The 15,844-nt window shown below is 52.0% G+C and carries 13 protein-coding genes and 1 tRNA gene; 9 read left to right on the top strand and 5 right to left on the bottom strand.

Going from position 1 to position 15,844, the window contains the following annotated elements:
- Window positions 1-122 precede the first annotated feature (122 nt).
- Both B3Z23_RS14625 and B3Z23_RS14620 read right to left on the bottom strand, forming a co-directional pair.
- Window positions 123-1,415: a DUF445 domain-containing protein gene (locus B3Z23_RS14625; RefSeq protein WP_294911463.1), complete on the bottom strand. Its 1,293-nt coding sequence runs from the start codon at window positions 1,413-1,415 to the stop codon at window positions 123-125.
- A 98-nt stretch (window positions 1,416-1,513) separates the two neighbouring features.
- The gene (locus B3Z23_RS14620) at window positions 1,514-2,446 is read right to left on the bottom strand and encodes a LysR family transcriptional regulator (protein WP_294911460.1); all 933 of its coding nucleotides are present in this window, start codon (window positions 2,444-2,446) and stop codon (window positions 1,514-1,516) included.
- Window positions 2,447-2,600: 154 nt separating this feature from the next.
- Between B3Z23_RS14620 and B3Z23_RS14615 the strand changes: the two genes are divergently transcribed.
- Both B3Z23_RS14615 and B3Z23_RS14610 read left to right on the top strand, forming a co-directional pair.
- On the top strand, window positions 2,601-4,031 hold the full coding sequence (locus tag B3Z23_RS14615; RefSeq protein ID WP_294911457.1) for a M20 family metallopeptidase: 1,431 nt from the start codon (window positions 2,601-2,603) through the stop codon (window positions 4,029-4,031).
- Complete coding sequence (locus tag B3Z23_RS14610; protein WP_294911454.1) at window positions 4,028-5,290, top strand: MFS transporter; 1,263 nt, start codon at window positions 4,028-4,030, stop codon at window positions 5,288-5,290. The genes B3Z23_RS14615 and B3Z23_RS14610 overlap by 4 nt, the downstream gene beginning before the upstream one ends.
- 48 nt (window positions 5,291-5,338) lie before the next feature.
- On the opposite strand, the gene B3Z23_RS14605 is transcribed toward B3Z23_RS14610, so the two are convergent.
- Entirely contained in the window at window positions 5,339-6,838 is a 1,500-nt protein-coding gene (locus B3Z23_RS14605) for a helicase HerA-like C-terminal domain-containing protein (RefSeq protein ID WP_294911451.1), read from the bottom strand.
- A 386-nt stretch (window positions 6,839-7,224) separates the two neighbouring features.
- Here B3Z23_RS14605 and B3Z23_RS14600 point away from each other — a divergent pair, with 386 nt between their 5' ends.
- The 3 genes from B3Z23_RS14600 to B3Z23_RS14590 are packed head-to-tail and all read left to right on the top strand — an operon-like array spanning window position 7,225 to window position 11,036.
- Window positions 7,225-7,953 (top strand): gluconate 2-dehydrogenase subunit 3 family protein, encoded by a 729-nt coding sequence (locus tag B3Z23_RS14600; protein WP_038017041.1) that lies wholly within the window; start codon window positions 7,225-7,227, stop codon window positions 7,951-7,953.
- A 31-nt stretch (window positions 7,954-7,984) separates the two neighbouring features.
- A complete protein-coding gene (locus tag B3Z23_RS14595; RefSeq protein ID WP_294911447.1) occupies window positions 7,985-9,754 on the top strand; it encodes a GMC family oxidoreductase in 1,770 nt (589 codons plus the stop codon).
- 13 nt (window positions 9,755-9,767) lie between these two features.
- On the top strand, window positions 9,768-11,036 hold the full coding sequence (locus B3Z23_RS14590) for a c-type cytochrome (protein ID WP_294911912.1): 1,269 nt from the start codon (window positions 9,768-9,770) through the stop codon (window positions 11,034-11,036).
- A 47-nt stretch (window positions 11,037-11,083) separates the two neighbouring features.
- On the opposite strand, the gene B3Z23_RS14585 is transcribed toward B3Z23_RS14590, so the two are convergent.
- Both B3Z23_RS14585 and B3Z23_RS14580 read right to left on the bottom strand, forming a co-directional pair.
- A complete protein-coding gene (locus B3Z23_RS14585; protein ID WP_294911445.1) occupies window positions 11,084-11,758 on the bottom strand; it encodes a MarC family NAAT transporter in 675 nt (224 codons plus the stop codon).
- 236 nt (window positions 11,759-11,994) lie between these two features.
- Complete coding sequence (locus tag B3Z23_RS14580) at window positions 11,995-12,510, bottom strand: DUF2501 domain-containing protein (RefSeq protein ID WP_294911442.1); 516 nt, start codon at window positions 12,508-12,510, stop codon at window positions 11,995-11,997.
- 417 nt (window positions 12,511-12,927) lie between these two features.
- Here B3Z23_RS14580 and B3Z23_RS14575 point away from each other — a divergent pair.
- The 4 genes from B3Z23_RS14575 (at window position 12,928) to B3Z23_RS14560 (ending at window position 15,799) form a co-directional block, all read left to right on the top strand.
- Window positions 12,928-13,012 (top strand) — tRNA-Leu (locus B3Z23_RS14575).
- 405 nt (window positions 13,013-13,417) lie between these two features.
- The gene (locus B3Z23_RS14570; protein ID WP_294911439.1) at window positions 13,418-13,777 is read left to right on the top strand and encodes a type II toxin-antitoxin system RelE/ParE family toxin; all 360 of its coding nucleotides are present in this window, start codon (window positions 13,418-13,420) and stop codon (window positions 13,775-13,777) included.
- Entirely contained in the window at window positions 13,761-14,084 is a 324-nt protein-coding gene (locus B3Z23_RS14565) for a helix-turn-helix domain-containing protein (protein ID WP_038017051.1), read from the top strand. The genes B3Z23_RS14570 and B3Z23_RS14565 overlap by 17 nt, the downstream gene beginning before the upstream one ends.
- Before the next feature lie 653 nt (window positions 14,085-14,737).
- The gene (locus B3Z23_RS14560) at window positions 14,738-15,799 is read left to right on the top strand and encodes a hypothetical protein (protein ID WP_294911436.1); all 1,062 of its coding nucleotides are present in this window, start codon (window positions 14,738-14,740) and stop codon (window positions 15,797-15,799) included.
- Window positions 15,800-15,844: the final 45 nt, after the last annotated feature.

Here is a 15,844-nt window from a genome sequence, read left to right as displayed (position 1 = left end):
AAAATAGTCCAGCGACTACGATCACGAAAAAATGATATTATATTGCGAACTAATAATATCATTTTTATTAATCATTTATTATCGGATATTTTTCTCCGAGCGCCGGAGTCGGTTATTTTTTATTATCCTCCCAGCCACTGGCGGAAATATTGAATAAACAACGGCAGTTGTGAGACCCCAAACAGTAATAATCCGAGTATGCCGCCGACCAGCGTGCCGTTAATCCGGATAAACTGTAAATCACGCCCAATATTTTGCTCAATCTGTGCCGACAGCTGGCGGTTATCCCAGCTCTTTATGGTATCGCTGATGTGCCGGGTCAGGAACCGGGCAAATTCAGGCCCGGCCTGTAATGCCGCCTGTTCCAGATGTTGATTGAGGGAAGCCCGTAGTTGCGGGTCATTTTGTAATGCTTCACCGGCCCACTGTGTGGCCTGACGGATCTGCCTGGCGGTGGCAGAATCCTCGCGTTGCATATCTTCCGTCAGCCAGCGACGTAAATCGTCCCACAGCCCGACGGTGTACTGATTAAAGGCCTCATCCTCTTTCAGCCAGGTTTTTAACTGTTCTGCACGGCGCTGCATTTGTGGATCGTTCTTCAGGGCATCAATGAAGCGGTGCACACTGCGGTTAACCCCGTCCCGTAGCTGGTGATGCTGATCCTGTGCCACATCCAGCAGCAGGGCATCGACCATTGAGGTCACTTTATCGGCGCCTTTTTCCCCCAGCCATTCCACCGAGACCAGTCGTGCCATCGTCGGGTACTCCTGACGGAACCAGCGGCTGATCTGCCCGGCAATAAACTGCCGCGACTCCGGATTATCCAGCACCCGTACCACCTGCTCAATCAGTGCATCCAGTAACGCCTGATGACGGTTTTCGCGGGTCATACTTTCCAGCAACAGCACCGCAGTATGCCGGAAATCGACACTATCGATAGCCCGCAGAATCCCCTGGCGCAGAAAGCGCCGGATATGCTGATCGTTACCGGCATTCAGGAAACCGGCAATCAGCTGGCATATCAGACGACTTAACCGTCCGGCATTGTCGGGAATGACTAACCAGCCCGCCAGTTTTTCTGCCGGAGCCTGGCGCCGCAACAGGGCAATCATACTATCGGTACTGAGAAATTTTTCCTCGACAAAGCGTCCGAGATTATCGGCAATCCGCTGTTTATTACGCGGTATGATCGCGGTATGACGACCGATCAACGGTAACGGAATACGGTGGAACAGGGCGCTGACGGCAAACCAGTCAGCCAGTGCACCGACCATCGAAGCTTCAGCCACCGATTTTATCGCCTGTACCACCAGGCTCTGCGGCAGAAACAGCGTGCTAATGAATACGACACTGGCAATGATTAACAGGCATAACGCCAGCCGTTTGGTTTTCTTTAAGCCGGAAGTTTTATCCATAGAAAGGCCCGGAAAGTCATAAAGTGAAGCCATTCACTGGCAGTTATTGTTTTTTAGCATAGCAATCAACGGGCTGGTTCACCGGGAAAATAGGTTATTCAGCCGCCGGTGACGTCAGAGTCGGCGGAAAATTGTTCATGCTGATGCTGCAACTGATCACTGATAAAGCCGAGAAACAGTTTTAGAGCAGCAGACTGCTGACGTCCGGGCAACAGATGGATCTGCAGTGTACGCTGGGTCAGCGCATTAATCGCCAGGCTACGGGCCACCAGTGGGTGTCCGGCCGGGTGGTACAGCAGGGAAAAACGACTGCACAGAGTGACGGTCAGTGAATTCAGGGTTAAGAAGTGGTACAGCGAGCCAAAATTATTGCAGGTGATGGTGGGTTCGATAAATACCCCGTTCATCTGACAGGACAAATCAAATAACTGGCGCACGGTAGTGCTCTGATCAGGCAGCGCCACCGGGTAGCTGCTGAGGTCCTGTAGCCGAAACTCCTTGCCAGCCAGAGGATGGCTGGCAGACATCACCACCAGTACCGGGGCAGGCCAGCTACCGGCTACCTGTACCCCGCGTTCGGCGTGCAGACAGAACTGCAACGCCAGGTCACACTCACCACGATGCAGGCTCTCAGCCACCTGGCGGGTATTTCCCACCTGCAAATGAAAGCTCACCGAAGGGTATTGCTGCCGGAACTGAGAACAGAGGGCAGGTAACAGATGCCATGCCAGCCCGTCGGTACAGGCAATGCGGATTGCGGTACGGCGGATGGCGGTCAGGCCTTTGATCTCAGCCAGGGTACTGTCCATTTCCCGCATACTCTGACGTATCCGGTGCTCAAACATCCGCCCGGCATCGGTCAGAACCATCCCCCGGGCATGGCGTTCAAATAACGTCACGCCGGTATCCTGTTCCAGTCGCTGAATTTGTCGGCTAATGGCAGAGGTCGCGACAAATAATTGCTGGCTGGCGGCGGTCAGCGAACCGCAGTCAGCGACCGCCAGAAAATAACGGATTTCGGTACTTAGCATGCGGTTGCCTCATCACGGTGCGTGCTGCCTTTTTGTGCAGCCAGACGTTGCTTTCAAAGCAAAGCTTATTTGATATTTTGATAATTGTGGCAAAGCAGAAGAGTAGCTTAGATTGACGGTATAACAAAATAAACCAACGATACCGGACAGACAAATGACAGCAGAAAAAGTAATGGCCGCCGCAGCGGCCTGGTTTGACAGCGGGGAATTTAAAACCACTCTGGCGCGACGCGTCGCTATCCATTCCGAAAGCCAGCGGGACGACCGTGATGAAGAGATCCGCCGCTATCTGAACGAGGAAATCACCCCGGCTATGACCGCTATGGGCTTTACTCTGACAGAGCTGGCCAACCCGGCGGCATCATTGCGCCCGATGCTGCTGGCGACCCGCATTGAAGATCCGGCCTTGCCGACGGTGCTGTGTTACGGGCACGGCGATGTGGTGTTTGGTGATGACGACAACTGGCGCCAGGGGCTGAATCCGTGGCAACTGACCGAAGAGGGTGACCGCTGGTACGGACGTGGCAGCGCCGATAACAAAGGTCAGCATTCGGTGAACATCGCCGCGCTGGAGCAAATTTTTGCCGCCCGCCACGGCAGCCTGGGATTTAACTGTAAATTCCTGTTTGAGATGGGGGAAGAGATCAGTTCCCCGGGGCTGGCTGAGATATGCCGGCAACACCAGGCATTGCTGGCGGCAGATGTCTTTATCGCCTCCGACGGACCACGCTTGTCGGCCGAACGCCCGACGCTGTTTCTGGGGTCACGCGGGGCGGTTAACGTGCGCCTGACCATTAATGCCCGTGAGCGCGATTACCATTCCGGTAACTGGGGCGGTCTGCTGACTAACCCGGCCATCCGTCTGGCCAATGCCCTGTCGACGCTGGTGAATCAGCACGGACAGTTGCAGGTCAGTGCCCTGAAACCGCCGGCGATTTCTGCACAGGTGCGGGAAATTCTCAGTGATATTCAGTTGCAACCTGTTGACGGCGATCCGCAGATTGATGAGCAGTGGGGAGAGGCCGGCCTGACCCCGGTAGAACGCCTGTATGGCTGGAATACCCTGGAAATCCTGGCGATGGTCAGCGGCAATCCGCAACGACCGATGAACGCCATTCCCGGCAGTGCCACCGCGGTGTGTCAGCTACGGTTTGTGGTGGGGACTGACTGGGAAAATATCGATACCCATCTGAGTGACTACCTGGCCGCATACGGATTCGCGGATGTGCAGGTGGAACTGCTACGTGGTTCTCCGGCGACCCGACTGGATCCCCGTTCACCGCTGGTCAGTTGGGCGCTGGATTCGCTGCAACAGAGCAGCGGTAAAAAACCGGCGTTGCTACCGAACCTGGGTGGCTCACTGCCAAATGATGTGTTTGCCAATATTCTGCAACTTCCCACCCTGTGGGTTCCGCACTCCTATCCGGCCTGCGGACAACATGCGGCGGATGAACATATGCTGAAATCGATAGCCCGTGAAGGTCTGCTGATGATGACGCATCTGTTATGGGATTTCGGTGAACAGGGGAGTCAACTGATTGCCAGCCAGCAGGCTTATCGTCAGAAACAGGAGATGCAGTCATGAGTGGCGCGATGGCCCGGCCAGCGCCGAATCTGTATAAAACCCTGTTCTCGACCTGTGTCGGCAATGCTCTGGAATGGTTCGATATTGCGGTGTATGCCTTTTTTGCCCGCTACATTGCCCATGAGTTTTTCCCGACCGAAGATCCTTCGGTCTCACTGTTGCTGACCTTCGGTAGTTTTGGCGTATCGTTCCTGATCCGCCCGTTAGGCGCTATCGTACTCGGCAGCTATGCCGACCGGCATGGTCGTAAGAACGCACTTCTGCTGTCGATCACGCTGATGACTCTCGGCTGCGCGATGATTGTCTTTATGCCGGGTTATGCCACCCTCGGTCTGGCGGCCCCGGTACTGATCCTGCTGGCCAGGCTGATTCAGGGCTTTTCGGCCGGTGGCGAGTTTGGCAGTTCGACGGCTTTTCTGGTGGAGCATTTCCCGCAGCGTAAAGCCTTTATTGCCAGCTGGCAGTTTGCCACCCAGGGGGCCAGCACCTTACTGGCCTCGGCGTTCGGACTTGGTCTGACCCAGTGGCTGACGGACGCGCAGATTCAGCAATGGGGCTGGCGTATTCCGTTTCTTTTCGGGTTGCTGATAGGCCCGGCAGGGCTGTATATCCGCCGCCATGTTTATGAACCTGAACAGTCGGTACAACAGCGGGCGACACATTCTCCGTTGAAACAGCTGTTTTCCGGCCAGAGCCATCTGTTACTGCTGGCGGTAGGGCTGATGGTGATCTCTACTGGGATTAACTACATGCTGAATTATGTCCCGACCTATGCCACCAAAAACCTGCATCTGGCGGGCAAAACGGCCTTTACCGCCACCCTGCTGGCCGGGGTGATTCTGACGGTTGTGACCCCGCTGGCCGGACTACTGGCAGAGAAAACCGGCCGCAGGCCGCTGATGTGGACAGCTCTGGTATTGCTGTTGGTGACGATTTATCCGGCGTTTCTGCTGGTGGTTCGCCATCCGGATGGCGGTATGTTGATTTTGCTGGTCTGCTGGCTGGCGTTACTGAAATCCTGCTACTTTGCTACGGTACCATCGATGATGGCGGATCTGTTTCCGGTCAGCACCCGGGCCAGTGGGATGGCTATCAGCTATAACATTGCGGTGACGGTATTTGGCGGATTTGCCCCGCTGATTTGTAGCCTGCTGATTACGGCCACCGGAACCAGCCTGGCCCCGGGATATTATCTGATGGCGCTGGCAGTGCTGAGTTGTGGGGCGCTGGCGCGAACTAAACGCTACCAGGCAAACTGATAGCCACTTACCCTGCGGAGCGATGGCTCCGCAGGGTATCCGAAGTGATTACTTACGTCCGCCAAACAGACTGCCCAGCACGCCGCGCAGAATCTGGTTAGTCACCTGACGGGTCGCGGTTTTCGCCATGGTCTGCACCACGCCGTCGTGTTTACCACCACGGGGGCCGGTATATCCAAACAGGATATTTTTCAGACCATCCATCACCGTATTTTCCACGCCACTGTTATTCCCTTTGGCCTGCGGTGCATCCGACTGCTGAGGCGCATTTTGGATCCCTTTCTGCAGCAGTTCATAAGCGGACTCTCTGTCCACCACATCATCGTACTTGCCGTACAGCGGTGAATGGTTAATCAGGCTGTTACGTTCATCACTGTTCAGCGGCCCCATCCTGGAACCGGGGGCAATCACCATCGCCCGCTCCACCACCGACGGGCTGCCTTTTTCGTCCAGGAACGAGATCAGGGCTTCGCCGGTGCCCAGTGACTGAATAGCTTCTTCGGTATTAAATGCCGGATTAGCGCGCATGGTGGTCGCGGCGGCTTTCACCGCTTTCTGATCTTTAGGAGTAAAGGCCCGCAGTGCATGCTGCACGCGGTTACCCAACTGACCCAGCACGGTATCCGGCACATCGGAAGGATTCTGGGTGACAAACCAGACGCCCACCCCTTTAGAGCGGATTAAACGAATCACCTGCTGTATTTTTTCCAGTAATACGTCAGGAACATCATCAAACAGCAGATGGGCTTCATCGAAGAAAAACACCAGTTTAGGTTTTTCGACATCCCCGACTTCCGGCAACTGCTCATACAGTTCTGACAGCATCCACAGCAGGCTGGTGGCATACAGTTTTGGCATTTGATAAAGCTTTTCGGCGCTCAGGATATTAATGATGCCACGTCCCTGATCGTCGGTACGCATCCAGTCTTTAATATCCAGCATCGGTTCGCCAAAGAAGTATTCGGCTCCCTGTTGTTCCAGTGCCAGCAGGCCACGCTGGATCGCCCCGACAGAAGCGGTACTGATATTACCGTATTCGGTGGTAAACGCCTTCGCGTTATCACCGATATACTGCACCATCGCACGAAGATCTTTGAAATCCAGCAGTAACATGCCCTGATCGTCGGCGATCCGGAAGATTATCTGTAACACCCCGGACTGGATCTCGTTAAGGTTTAACAGCCGTGCCAGCAGCAGCGGGCCGAGATCCGACACGGTAGCCCGCACCGGATGCCCTTTTTCACCGAAAATATCCCACAGCACCACCGGATTATCCTGTGCCTGCCAGTCAGTCACGCCGATTTTTTCCAGCCGCGCCTGCAGTTTCTCTGAGCTTTCGCCGGCTTTGGCAATGCCGCTTAAATCCCCTTTCACATCGGCCATAAACACCGGCACGCCAATGGCTGAGAAAGACTCAGCTATTTTTTGCAGTGTGACGGTTTTTCCGGTGCCGGTCGCTCCGGTAATCAGGCCGTGGCGGTTAGACATGGCCGGCAACAGATTCAGGGTCAGTTCCGGGGTTCGGGCAATCAGTAACGGTGCAGTCATACGGTGTCAGTCTCTGGAAGTTAGCAGTTGTCAGCATCCCGCAACGGGAGCCAGCCTTCAATCGGTATTATCCGCAATCTTTGGCGGTAAGGGGGAGCAGTCCCGCTCCTGCCCGTAGTCATAATGCAAACTATAGTCAGGGACGGGGAAAAAATATACCCAACATTTTCACACAGATAGTGAGCATTTTGCCGTTAAAACGCTGCGCCTTGCTCACTTCGGCCCGGCATTTTGTGCGCAAAACCCCTTCACTTGTTAGGTAATTATTAATATTGTTATAATTATGCTGTATTGTAAGCGCTATCATTGCGATGTAATCGTTACCACCTTCCTGTTTCTACCAGGTCAATAATAAATACACTGTGAGCCAATGAGAGTCGTTAATTATGCTTTTGCAAAAAAACACCACGCGCCGCAAATTCCTGCTCGGTTCGCTGATGGCTTTGCCACTCACCGAACTGGTGCTTAAGGGTTTGACTGCGGCACAGGCAGCGGAAATGGCCGCGCCTGAACTGACCAGCTATAAACCGGTTTTTTTCACTGCTGACGAATGGCAGTTTATTCTGGCCGCCACCGATCGCATTATCCCTGCGGGTGGCCCGGGCAAAGCCCCGGGAGCACTGGAAACTAACGTCCCGATATTTATCGACCAGCAACTCCATGACGAGCAATTCGGTAAAGAAATCTACATGGAAGGGCCGTTTAACCCTCATGCTCCTGCCACCATGGGCTATCAGGTGCCGCTCTATCCGCAACAGATTTATCAGACCGGCATCCGACTGACTAACCAGTGGAGCCAGCAAAACCTGCAGAAACCTTTCCATCAGCTCTCAGAGGCAGATAAAGACAAGGTTCTGACCGCATTACAGAAAAATACCCTCGATTTCGCAGCACTGGGTGAAAACACCCTGAAAGGCTCACTGTTTTTCAGCCAGTTGCTGGGAGAAACCAAACACGGTTACCTCGCCGACCCGATGTATGGCGGCAATAAGGGGATGAAAGCGTGGATTGCCATCGGTTTCCCCGGGGCCCGCGCCAGCTACCTGGAATGGGTAAAACAACACAATGTGAAGTATCCCCTCGGGCCGGTCAGCCTGCTGGGCGAGACTGCGTGATTGCCGTTTTTTCTGAATAACAGGGTTTTTTATGGCTCAGATAACAAATAAAGAAGTCGATGTCGTGGTTTGCGGATTCGGCTGGGCAGGTTCATTAATGAGTATTGAACTGGCCATGGCGGGGCTGACAGTGCATGCACTGGAAAAAGGTCCGGAACGCGATTATGAAGCTTTCGCCTACCCAAAACCGGCGGATGAATATGCCTATGCGGTACGTAACAAGGTCATGACCACTCCGGCTGACTCAGCGGTCACGGTGCGTTACACCATGCAGGACACCGCGCTGCCGACCCGTAAATGGGGCGCTTTTGTGCCTGGCGGTGGTGTGGGTGGTGCCGGTATGCACTGGACCGGGGTATTGCTGCGACCCACCCCGACCGATATCAAGCTCAAAACCTATGCCGATGAGGCTTACAAACCCGGCGTATTACAGGAAGATATGCGGGTTAAAGATTTCCCGTTCACCTGGGATGAAATTGAACCCTGGTTTGAAAAGTTTGAACGTATCTGCGGATTATCCGGCAACACAGGTAACCTGCGCGGTCAGATTATGGAAGGCGGTGACCCGTTTGAAGGCCCCCGGGCGAACCCGATGCCATTGCCGGCGCTGGAAAACACGCTTAATAGCGTAATGTTTGGCGATACGGTCAAAAAAATGGGCTACCACCCGTTTACCATTCCGTCGGCCGCGGCTTCCCGCGTCTGGACTAACCCGTACGGTAACACCATTGCGCCATGTAACTATTGCGGTTACTGCTCGAAATATCCCTGCCTTAACTACTCCAAAGCTTCGCCACAGACGGCGGTGCTGGATTCGCTGAAGCAGATGAAAAACTTCTCTTATGAAGTGAATGCCGAAGTGTTGCGGGTCGTACTGCACGATGACAAAAAGACCGCCAAAGGCGTGATCTATATCGATGAGCAGGGCAACGAGCGCTTCCAGCCGGCGAAGATTGTCATCCTCAGCAGCTTCCAGTTCTACAATGTGCGCCTGATGTTACTGTCCGGCATCGGTCAGCCATATAACCCGATTACTGAAGAAGGGGTGATTGGTCGTAACTATGCCTTCCTGAGTAACGGTGCGGCGACCCTGTTCTTTAAAGACAAAAACTTTAATCCGTTTGCTACCTCAGGCCCGACCGGGATGCAGTTTAACGATATCTCGCCGGGTAACTTTGATGGCCCGGGTCTGGGCATTATTGGCGGGGCAAAAATTCAGAGTGCTCAGTCCACCGGCACACCGATCAGCACTGCACTGCCACCGGGTACCCCGTCGTGGGGGGCCGGCTGGAAAGAGGGGCTGGAAAACTGGTACGGCCATTCGATGAAAGTCGGTATCACCACCTCCTGCATGTCTTACCGCGATGTTTATCTGGACCTGGACCCGACCTATAAAGACCGCCACGGCCAGCCACTGCTGCGCATGACCTTTAACTGGAAACGTAACGAACTGCAGCTCCAGCAATACCTGAAAGGGATTGTCGGCAACATCGTTAAAGAGATGAACCCTGACAGTTACAGTATGAGTTTCCTGCCGATGGGTGCGGACTTTGACCTGACCAAGTATGTCTCTACCCATAACGTGGGCGGTGCCATTATGGGTGACGATCCGAAAACCTCGGCCCTGAACCGTTATCTGCAAAGCTGGGATGTTCATAACGTATTTGTGCCCGGAGGTAATGCATTCCCGCAGAACTTCCAGTCCAACCCGACCAATACTATCGGGGCAATTACGCTGATGGCAGCCAATGCCATTAAAGAACAGTATCTGAAAAATCCCGGCCCAATGGTACAGGTGTAACATCATGAAAAAGATGACATTTAAACGCCTGTTATTGGCGAATACGGTAGTGCTGGCCTGCGGGCTGGCAGGGGCAGCACAGGCTGCCGACGCACCCAATCAGGATCAGCTGGTAAAACAGGGAGAGTACCTGGCGCGACTCGGGGATTGTATGGCCTGCCACACCGCGTCCGGACGACCGGATTATGCCGGCGGTCTGGCGATAAAATCAGATCTCGGGACCATTTACTCCACCAATATCACCCCGGATAAACAGTACGGGATCGGTAATTACACCGAACAGCAGTTTGCTGATGCGGTACGCAAAGGGGTACGTCCGGATGGCAGTTTCCTCTATCCGGCCATGCCTTATCCTGACTATGCCAAAATCAGTGATGCGGATATTCACGCCCTGTACAGCTACTTTATGCACGGTGTGACCGCCAGCAACAGCCAGCCGCCACAGACTGACCTCAGCTTTCCGTTCAGCCAGCGTTGGGGGATGCGTTTCTGGAATATGGTGTTTACCTCCGATAAGCCATTCCAGCCGATTGGCGGGGCTTCTGAACAGGTCAATCGCGGGGCTTATATTGTGGAGTCTCTGGGCCACTGTGGCAGTTGCCATACCCCCCGGGGAGTGGCGATGGAAGAGAAAGCGCTGGACAGCAGCGACAACAACTTCCTGTCGGGCGGCAACCTGAATGGCTGGGATGTGCCATCGTTACGGGGTATTGCCCGCTGGAGCCCGGCAGAAATTGTCGATTACCTGCAAAGCGGCCGTAACGACAAGGCGGGTGTTGCCGGTGAGATGACTGCGGTGGTGAAAAACAGTACTTCACACATGACCGATGACGACCTGCAGGCGATTGCTGCTTATCTGAAATTCCTTGGCGGCAATCCGCCGTTGCAGGCCTATGATCAGCAGAAAAATCAGGCCACCACCGCCAAATTGACGGCGGCGGTGGATCTGAGCGAAGGGCAGACTCTCTACCTGAACAACTGTGGTGCCTGCCACTTTGTGAACGGACTGGGTGCTGCACGGGCCTTCCCGCAGTTGGATCAGGCATCCATTGTGAATGCCAAAGATCCACAGGGGCTGATTCACATTATTCTGCAAGGAGCGCAGTTACCGGCCACCGCCAAATCACCCTCCATGCTGAAAATGCCTGGCTTCGGACATCGTTTGTCTGACGACCAGGTGGCTAAACTGGCGACCTTTGTACGTCAGGGCTGGAGTAACGATGCATCGGCAGTGACGGCCGATCAGGTGAAAAAAGTCCGTGCCGGACTGGAGCAACACTGATTCAGAAAGCTGTGTTGTAACAACCGGGGCAATGCCCCGGTTTTTTGTTATTTCAGATGGGTCGCCACATCCAGAACGCCGTTAATCACGAACTGAACTCCCATACAAACCAGCAGGAAGCCCATCAGGCGGGAAATTGCTTCGATCCCCCCTTTACCGACCAGCCGCATAATGGCTCCGGAACTGCGCAGGCACAGCCAGAGAATCACTGCGACCAGCAGAAAAGTCAGGACAGGGGCGACATGCAGTACCCATGCCGGGAAATCCCCTGTTTTCACGGTAGAAGCGGTACTTATAATCATCGCAATGGTGCCGGGCCCGGCGGTACTTGGCATAGCAATCGGCACAAAAGCGATATTGACCTGAGAGTCCTGGTGGACGGCGGCATCTATCTCTTCCTGTTTATGCTGAACTTCCAGGGTATCGTGCAGCTTCTGCACAGGAAACAGCATCCGGAAACCGATAAAGGCGACAATCAGTCCCCCGGCAATTCGCAGCCCCGGAATGGAGATGCCAAAGGTATCCAGCACCGCATTACCGGCGTACCACGCCACCATCATAATCAGAAAAACGTACACTGAAGCCTGAAATGCCTGGCGGTTACGTTCGGTAAAATTCATCTCGCCAGATAAGCCGAGGAACAGTGCGACACTGGTCAGTGGGTTCGCCAGTGGCAACAGCACCACTAACCCCAGCCCGACAGCTTTGATGAGTTCCTGCATATAATCCTCAAATTATTCTCTGTTCCGTCCGCCGGTAATGCTGCGGCGCGGTACGATTAATAACATCAGCAGGCAGTTGCCTGTGCGGCGCACAGTATAATGGTTAGTGAATAACCGACAGGGGCGAAAGTTGCTCCGGCAGCTAAAGTGTAGCAGTCACAGAAAAAGGGAAGGGCTGAACAGAGATAAAGAGTCCGGAACCGGTCACTGACCGGCTCCGGCGAGGGGAGGGGGAATTACATACCGAGGTATTTTTTACCCTGGTCCAACACCACATTACAGGCCTTGGTTTTCAGTTTTTCACCGATCGGCGTATTGCTCAGGCTTTTCAGGCTAATCTGCTGACCGTTACCGGTATTCAGCAGCCCTGCCAGACCCTGCGCATAACCGGTTTCCTGTTTCTGTTCTGAGGTATCGGTCAGACCCAGCTTACTTTTCAACTGGTCAGTGACCGAAGAAACGTTGTTTTTCACCAGGTTATTCTCAGCACAGTACTGCAGAATACCGGTGACATTACTCATGCTGTTTGAGCTGACTGCTTTATTACCGCCATTCAGCAGGCCGGTAATCGAGGACAGAGACAACCCGCCTTCAGAACCTGCAGACTGGCCGGAGGTAGCAGAAGAAGAATTCATCAGGTCTGATGCGCTGCTGCTCAGCTTATCCTGCCAGCTGGCCGCACTGGCCGCTCCGCTGATCAGTGCCGCAACTAAACCCATCGCCAGCAACGGTGTGTGTGTCATTTTTTTCATTAAAACAGCCTCATTCAGGTTATTTTTTTGCATTGCTCGCTATTTTAGTCCCTCACCCCCGTCTTAAGTTCCTTTTTTCCGGTTTCTGCCCCGCGAATCGGAAATCTCCGACCCCTTTGACGCACTGAATGTGCATTTATGCTGTAAGGCTAAAGGCTAAAGGCTAAAGGCTAAAGGCTAAAGGCTAAAGGCTAAAGGCTAAAGGCTAAAGGCTAAAGGCTAAAGGCTAAAGGCAAGGGCAAGGGCAAGGGCAAGGGCAAGGGCAAGGGAAACCCTGGCGAGGCGGTTTAGCCTCAGCGAAGGGTAGAACAGGGTGAGTGATTGTTTTTTCGGCAGTTAACCGACAACTGCACGGATTCACCTTGCACCCGCCACGACTCAGGGTATAATCCCGTTGTTTTCCGCATACCCTTCAGTGCCGAAGTGGCGAAATCGGTAGACGCAGTTGATTCAAAATCAACCGTAGAAATACGTGCCGGTTCGAGTCCGGCCTTCGGCACCATACCGTATGCAAAGTAAGTCGCTCAGGAGCGGCTTTTTTTGTGTCTGGAATATCCCTCCTTCATCAGAATTTTATTGTTTATTGCACAATGTGCAGCCTCTTCAAATGCAAATATCCCCTAAAGTTGTTGGACTGTATAAGTTCAGACCTGCCGTTAAGAGTTGTCAATTTGGTTACCGGACTTGTGAATCCGCTTTATGGCCTGGTTTAAGTGGCATCCTGATGAATTACCAACAGTTACTCCATTCCCTCCGGATACTTTTAACCCTGACGGGCTGATGATGGCAGGGAGTGCCCGGTTAGAAATAAGGCAACAATTTGCTGACTTGATGTGCTTTGCTTCAGCGGGTAACAGGAGTAGTATCACACCAGGTGCTACAGATAAGGTAACAGGATGTCAGCCTTATGCGAATTTTTAAAACAAAATGGTTCAACAAAGCAGCTAAAGCTCACGCAATTAAAGATAGTGAGTTATGCCAGGCTATTGAGGCGGTAATGCAGGGAAAGGCTGACGATCTGGGTGGGGGCGTTTACAAGAAACGACTAAACCAGAATCGTGATCGTGCCATCATCCTGGCGAAAGGCGGAAAGCATTGGTTTTACACGTTCCTGTATGCCAAACAGGATATGGTAAACATCGATAATCGCGAACTGGCCGGATTCCGCGAGTTAGCAAAGCACTACGCTACCCTTGCTGATGAAAAGATTACGGCACTGATTAAGAGTAAAGAACTGGTGGAGATTTGCCATGACTGCAAAAAGTAAATTTAAGAGTCCTGCATTTGAGGCCATCCACAGCGCGGCTTCCGGATTATTTAGCGTTGATGCTATCCCGCAGGAAACAATGCGCAACTTTGATAAAGCGTGCCTTAATAACGTGGACGACTTGCAACCTGTTGAGATTAAAGCATTGCGCGAGAAGCTGAACGTCAGCCAGCCGGTTTTTGCCAGCTACCTTAACACCAGCCTTTCAACAGTACAGAAATGGGAAAGCGGTGCAAAACGCCCAAGTGGGGTATCCCTGAAACTGCTTACTGTGGTTCAGAAGCATGGGTTAAAGGTGTTGGTTTGAGTTAGAGCGCTGGTAGTTGTAATTTATCTTTGGTGTAAATAAGTTATTTATTCCTTACTAAGAATAAAAATATGCACTTTAACTCACTAAACATGGCATGATATAACTTAAGTTCTATTGTTGGCATAATCCTTCATAAGTTTTTTTTTAAAATGCTTATAGAGCAACTCCTAAAGCTGCTACATGCGAGGCATGGTGTTATAGCTACCTTTGCGGCGTTAGCCAAAGGACCTTGGTAAGATCTTTCTCATGAGGATGAATTTTAACTAAGGTTACGGATTAGCGTACATTAATGATAGGGATTCCGTGAAATAACTAAAAGTCTAAACACTCCTCAAGCGACCCCACAAAAAGAAATGTATCAGATGGAGATGGTGACAGGCAGATGCCTGAGGCAAGCCTCCACACAGGCCATAAGCGTTGTATGACTATCGTATGGGGACACCAGTATTAGCTAATCCCACGAATTCACCTCGGACACTCCTCGGCGGATATCCTTCCTGCCATAAGACGTATTTTTACTGATTCTGAGTTTTTAATTTAGCCCATAAAAAAAAGGGCTAGAAAATATGATTCTTATGCGCGGCCGTAATTCATTGTGCAAAACGCTGGCTGTAAAAACAACGTTTAAATAACTGACGGAGCACAATGGAATGAAGGCCTATTGCACAAAAAATAATATTCTCGTAACAGAAGGAACCCTCAAAATATTCAGAAAAATAATTTTTGGCGTTCCTTTTGACAATAACTGTGACGGGAGATGCAAACCCGCTTATTACATATCTATAGCTATCCTTATACAGCATCTTATATGCAGTGCAACCGCCAGTAAGAATACTCGTAAAAAAGCTCGCTTTAGGGGTAACAACAAATGGACTTGTTCTGTTCCTTTCCCATATTCACTCGGAGAAAAAGTGGCTCCTGCGGTATTTAAGCAGTCACGCGAGCTTCCCTTTGAAAGGGTACTGGAAAAGCTGGAAGCTGCTGGGCTTCTCAAAATTATCGGTCATGATCCCAGCAAACACAAATGCCGTGAATTTGCTTTATCAAAACGACTGCTGAAAGCATTGTTTCCCGGCGTTCGACGGAAATATCTGCAACGAACAGATCGCTACTACTATCTGATCGACCTTTACGGGAAACGCCAGAAACCTCTGACACTGGAGGAGATGATTGTTCAGGTATCCATCCAGAAACCTATCTTTTGTTATCAGGTATCAAAGCGCAAAGTCCCGGATATGGCATTCAGGGAAAGGGTTATGCAGGTCTACGGGCAACTTGATTATCTGCATATTAATCTTGATACACTACGGGATTATTGCAACGCATATGCCACGCTTATCATCATGGGGTACTACTGCGATTTTATCAGCCATCTCTGCGATGTGAATGTAAAAGTCATCAGCATTAGTCCGCTGATGGTGGCTTATCCCCATTCGTACAAAACTGCCCGTCTGGGTGGGCGTTCGTTTGAGGTGGGTGAAGGGTTTCAGTACCTGCCAAAGTGCATGAAATGGGCGTGTCTGGTGCGAGGATATAACTACGATATTAAAAGCAGCCAACTGGAGATCCTGCAGCATGAGCTTGTGCTCATTAGAGTGTCGCCCAAAAATCTGAAACGCCTTGAAACCAGTTATATGAGTAAAAACTGGAGGTTGATGAAGATGACGTTAAAACTTTTCGTTTTTCGACCATTTTCAGCGTCGGTTCTATAAGCCTGTCATTTAAAATTGTGACCAGAAAACGTCTGAACAAACAAC

This window comes from Tatumella sp. UBA2305, from assembly GCF_002345795.1.
In the GTDB taxonomy this organism is placed as follows: Bacteria; Pseudomonadota; Gammaproteobacteria; order Enterobacterales; family Enterobacteriaceae; genus Tatumella; species Tatumella morbirosei.
The sequence above is the reverse complement of the archived record's forward strand: the minus strand, read 5'-3'. Positions and strand labels throughout refer to the sequence as shown.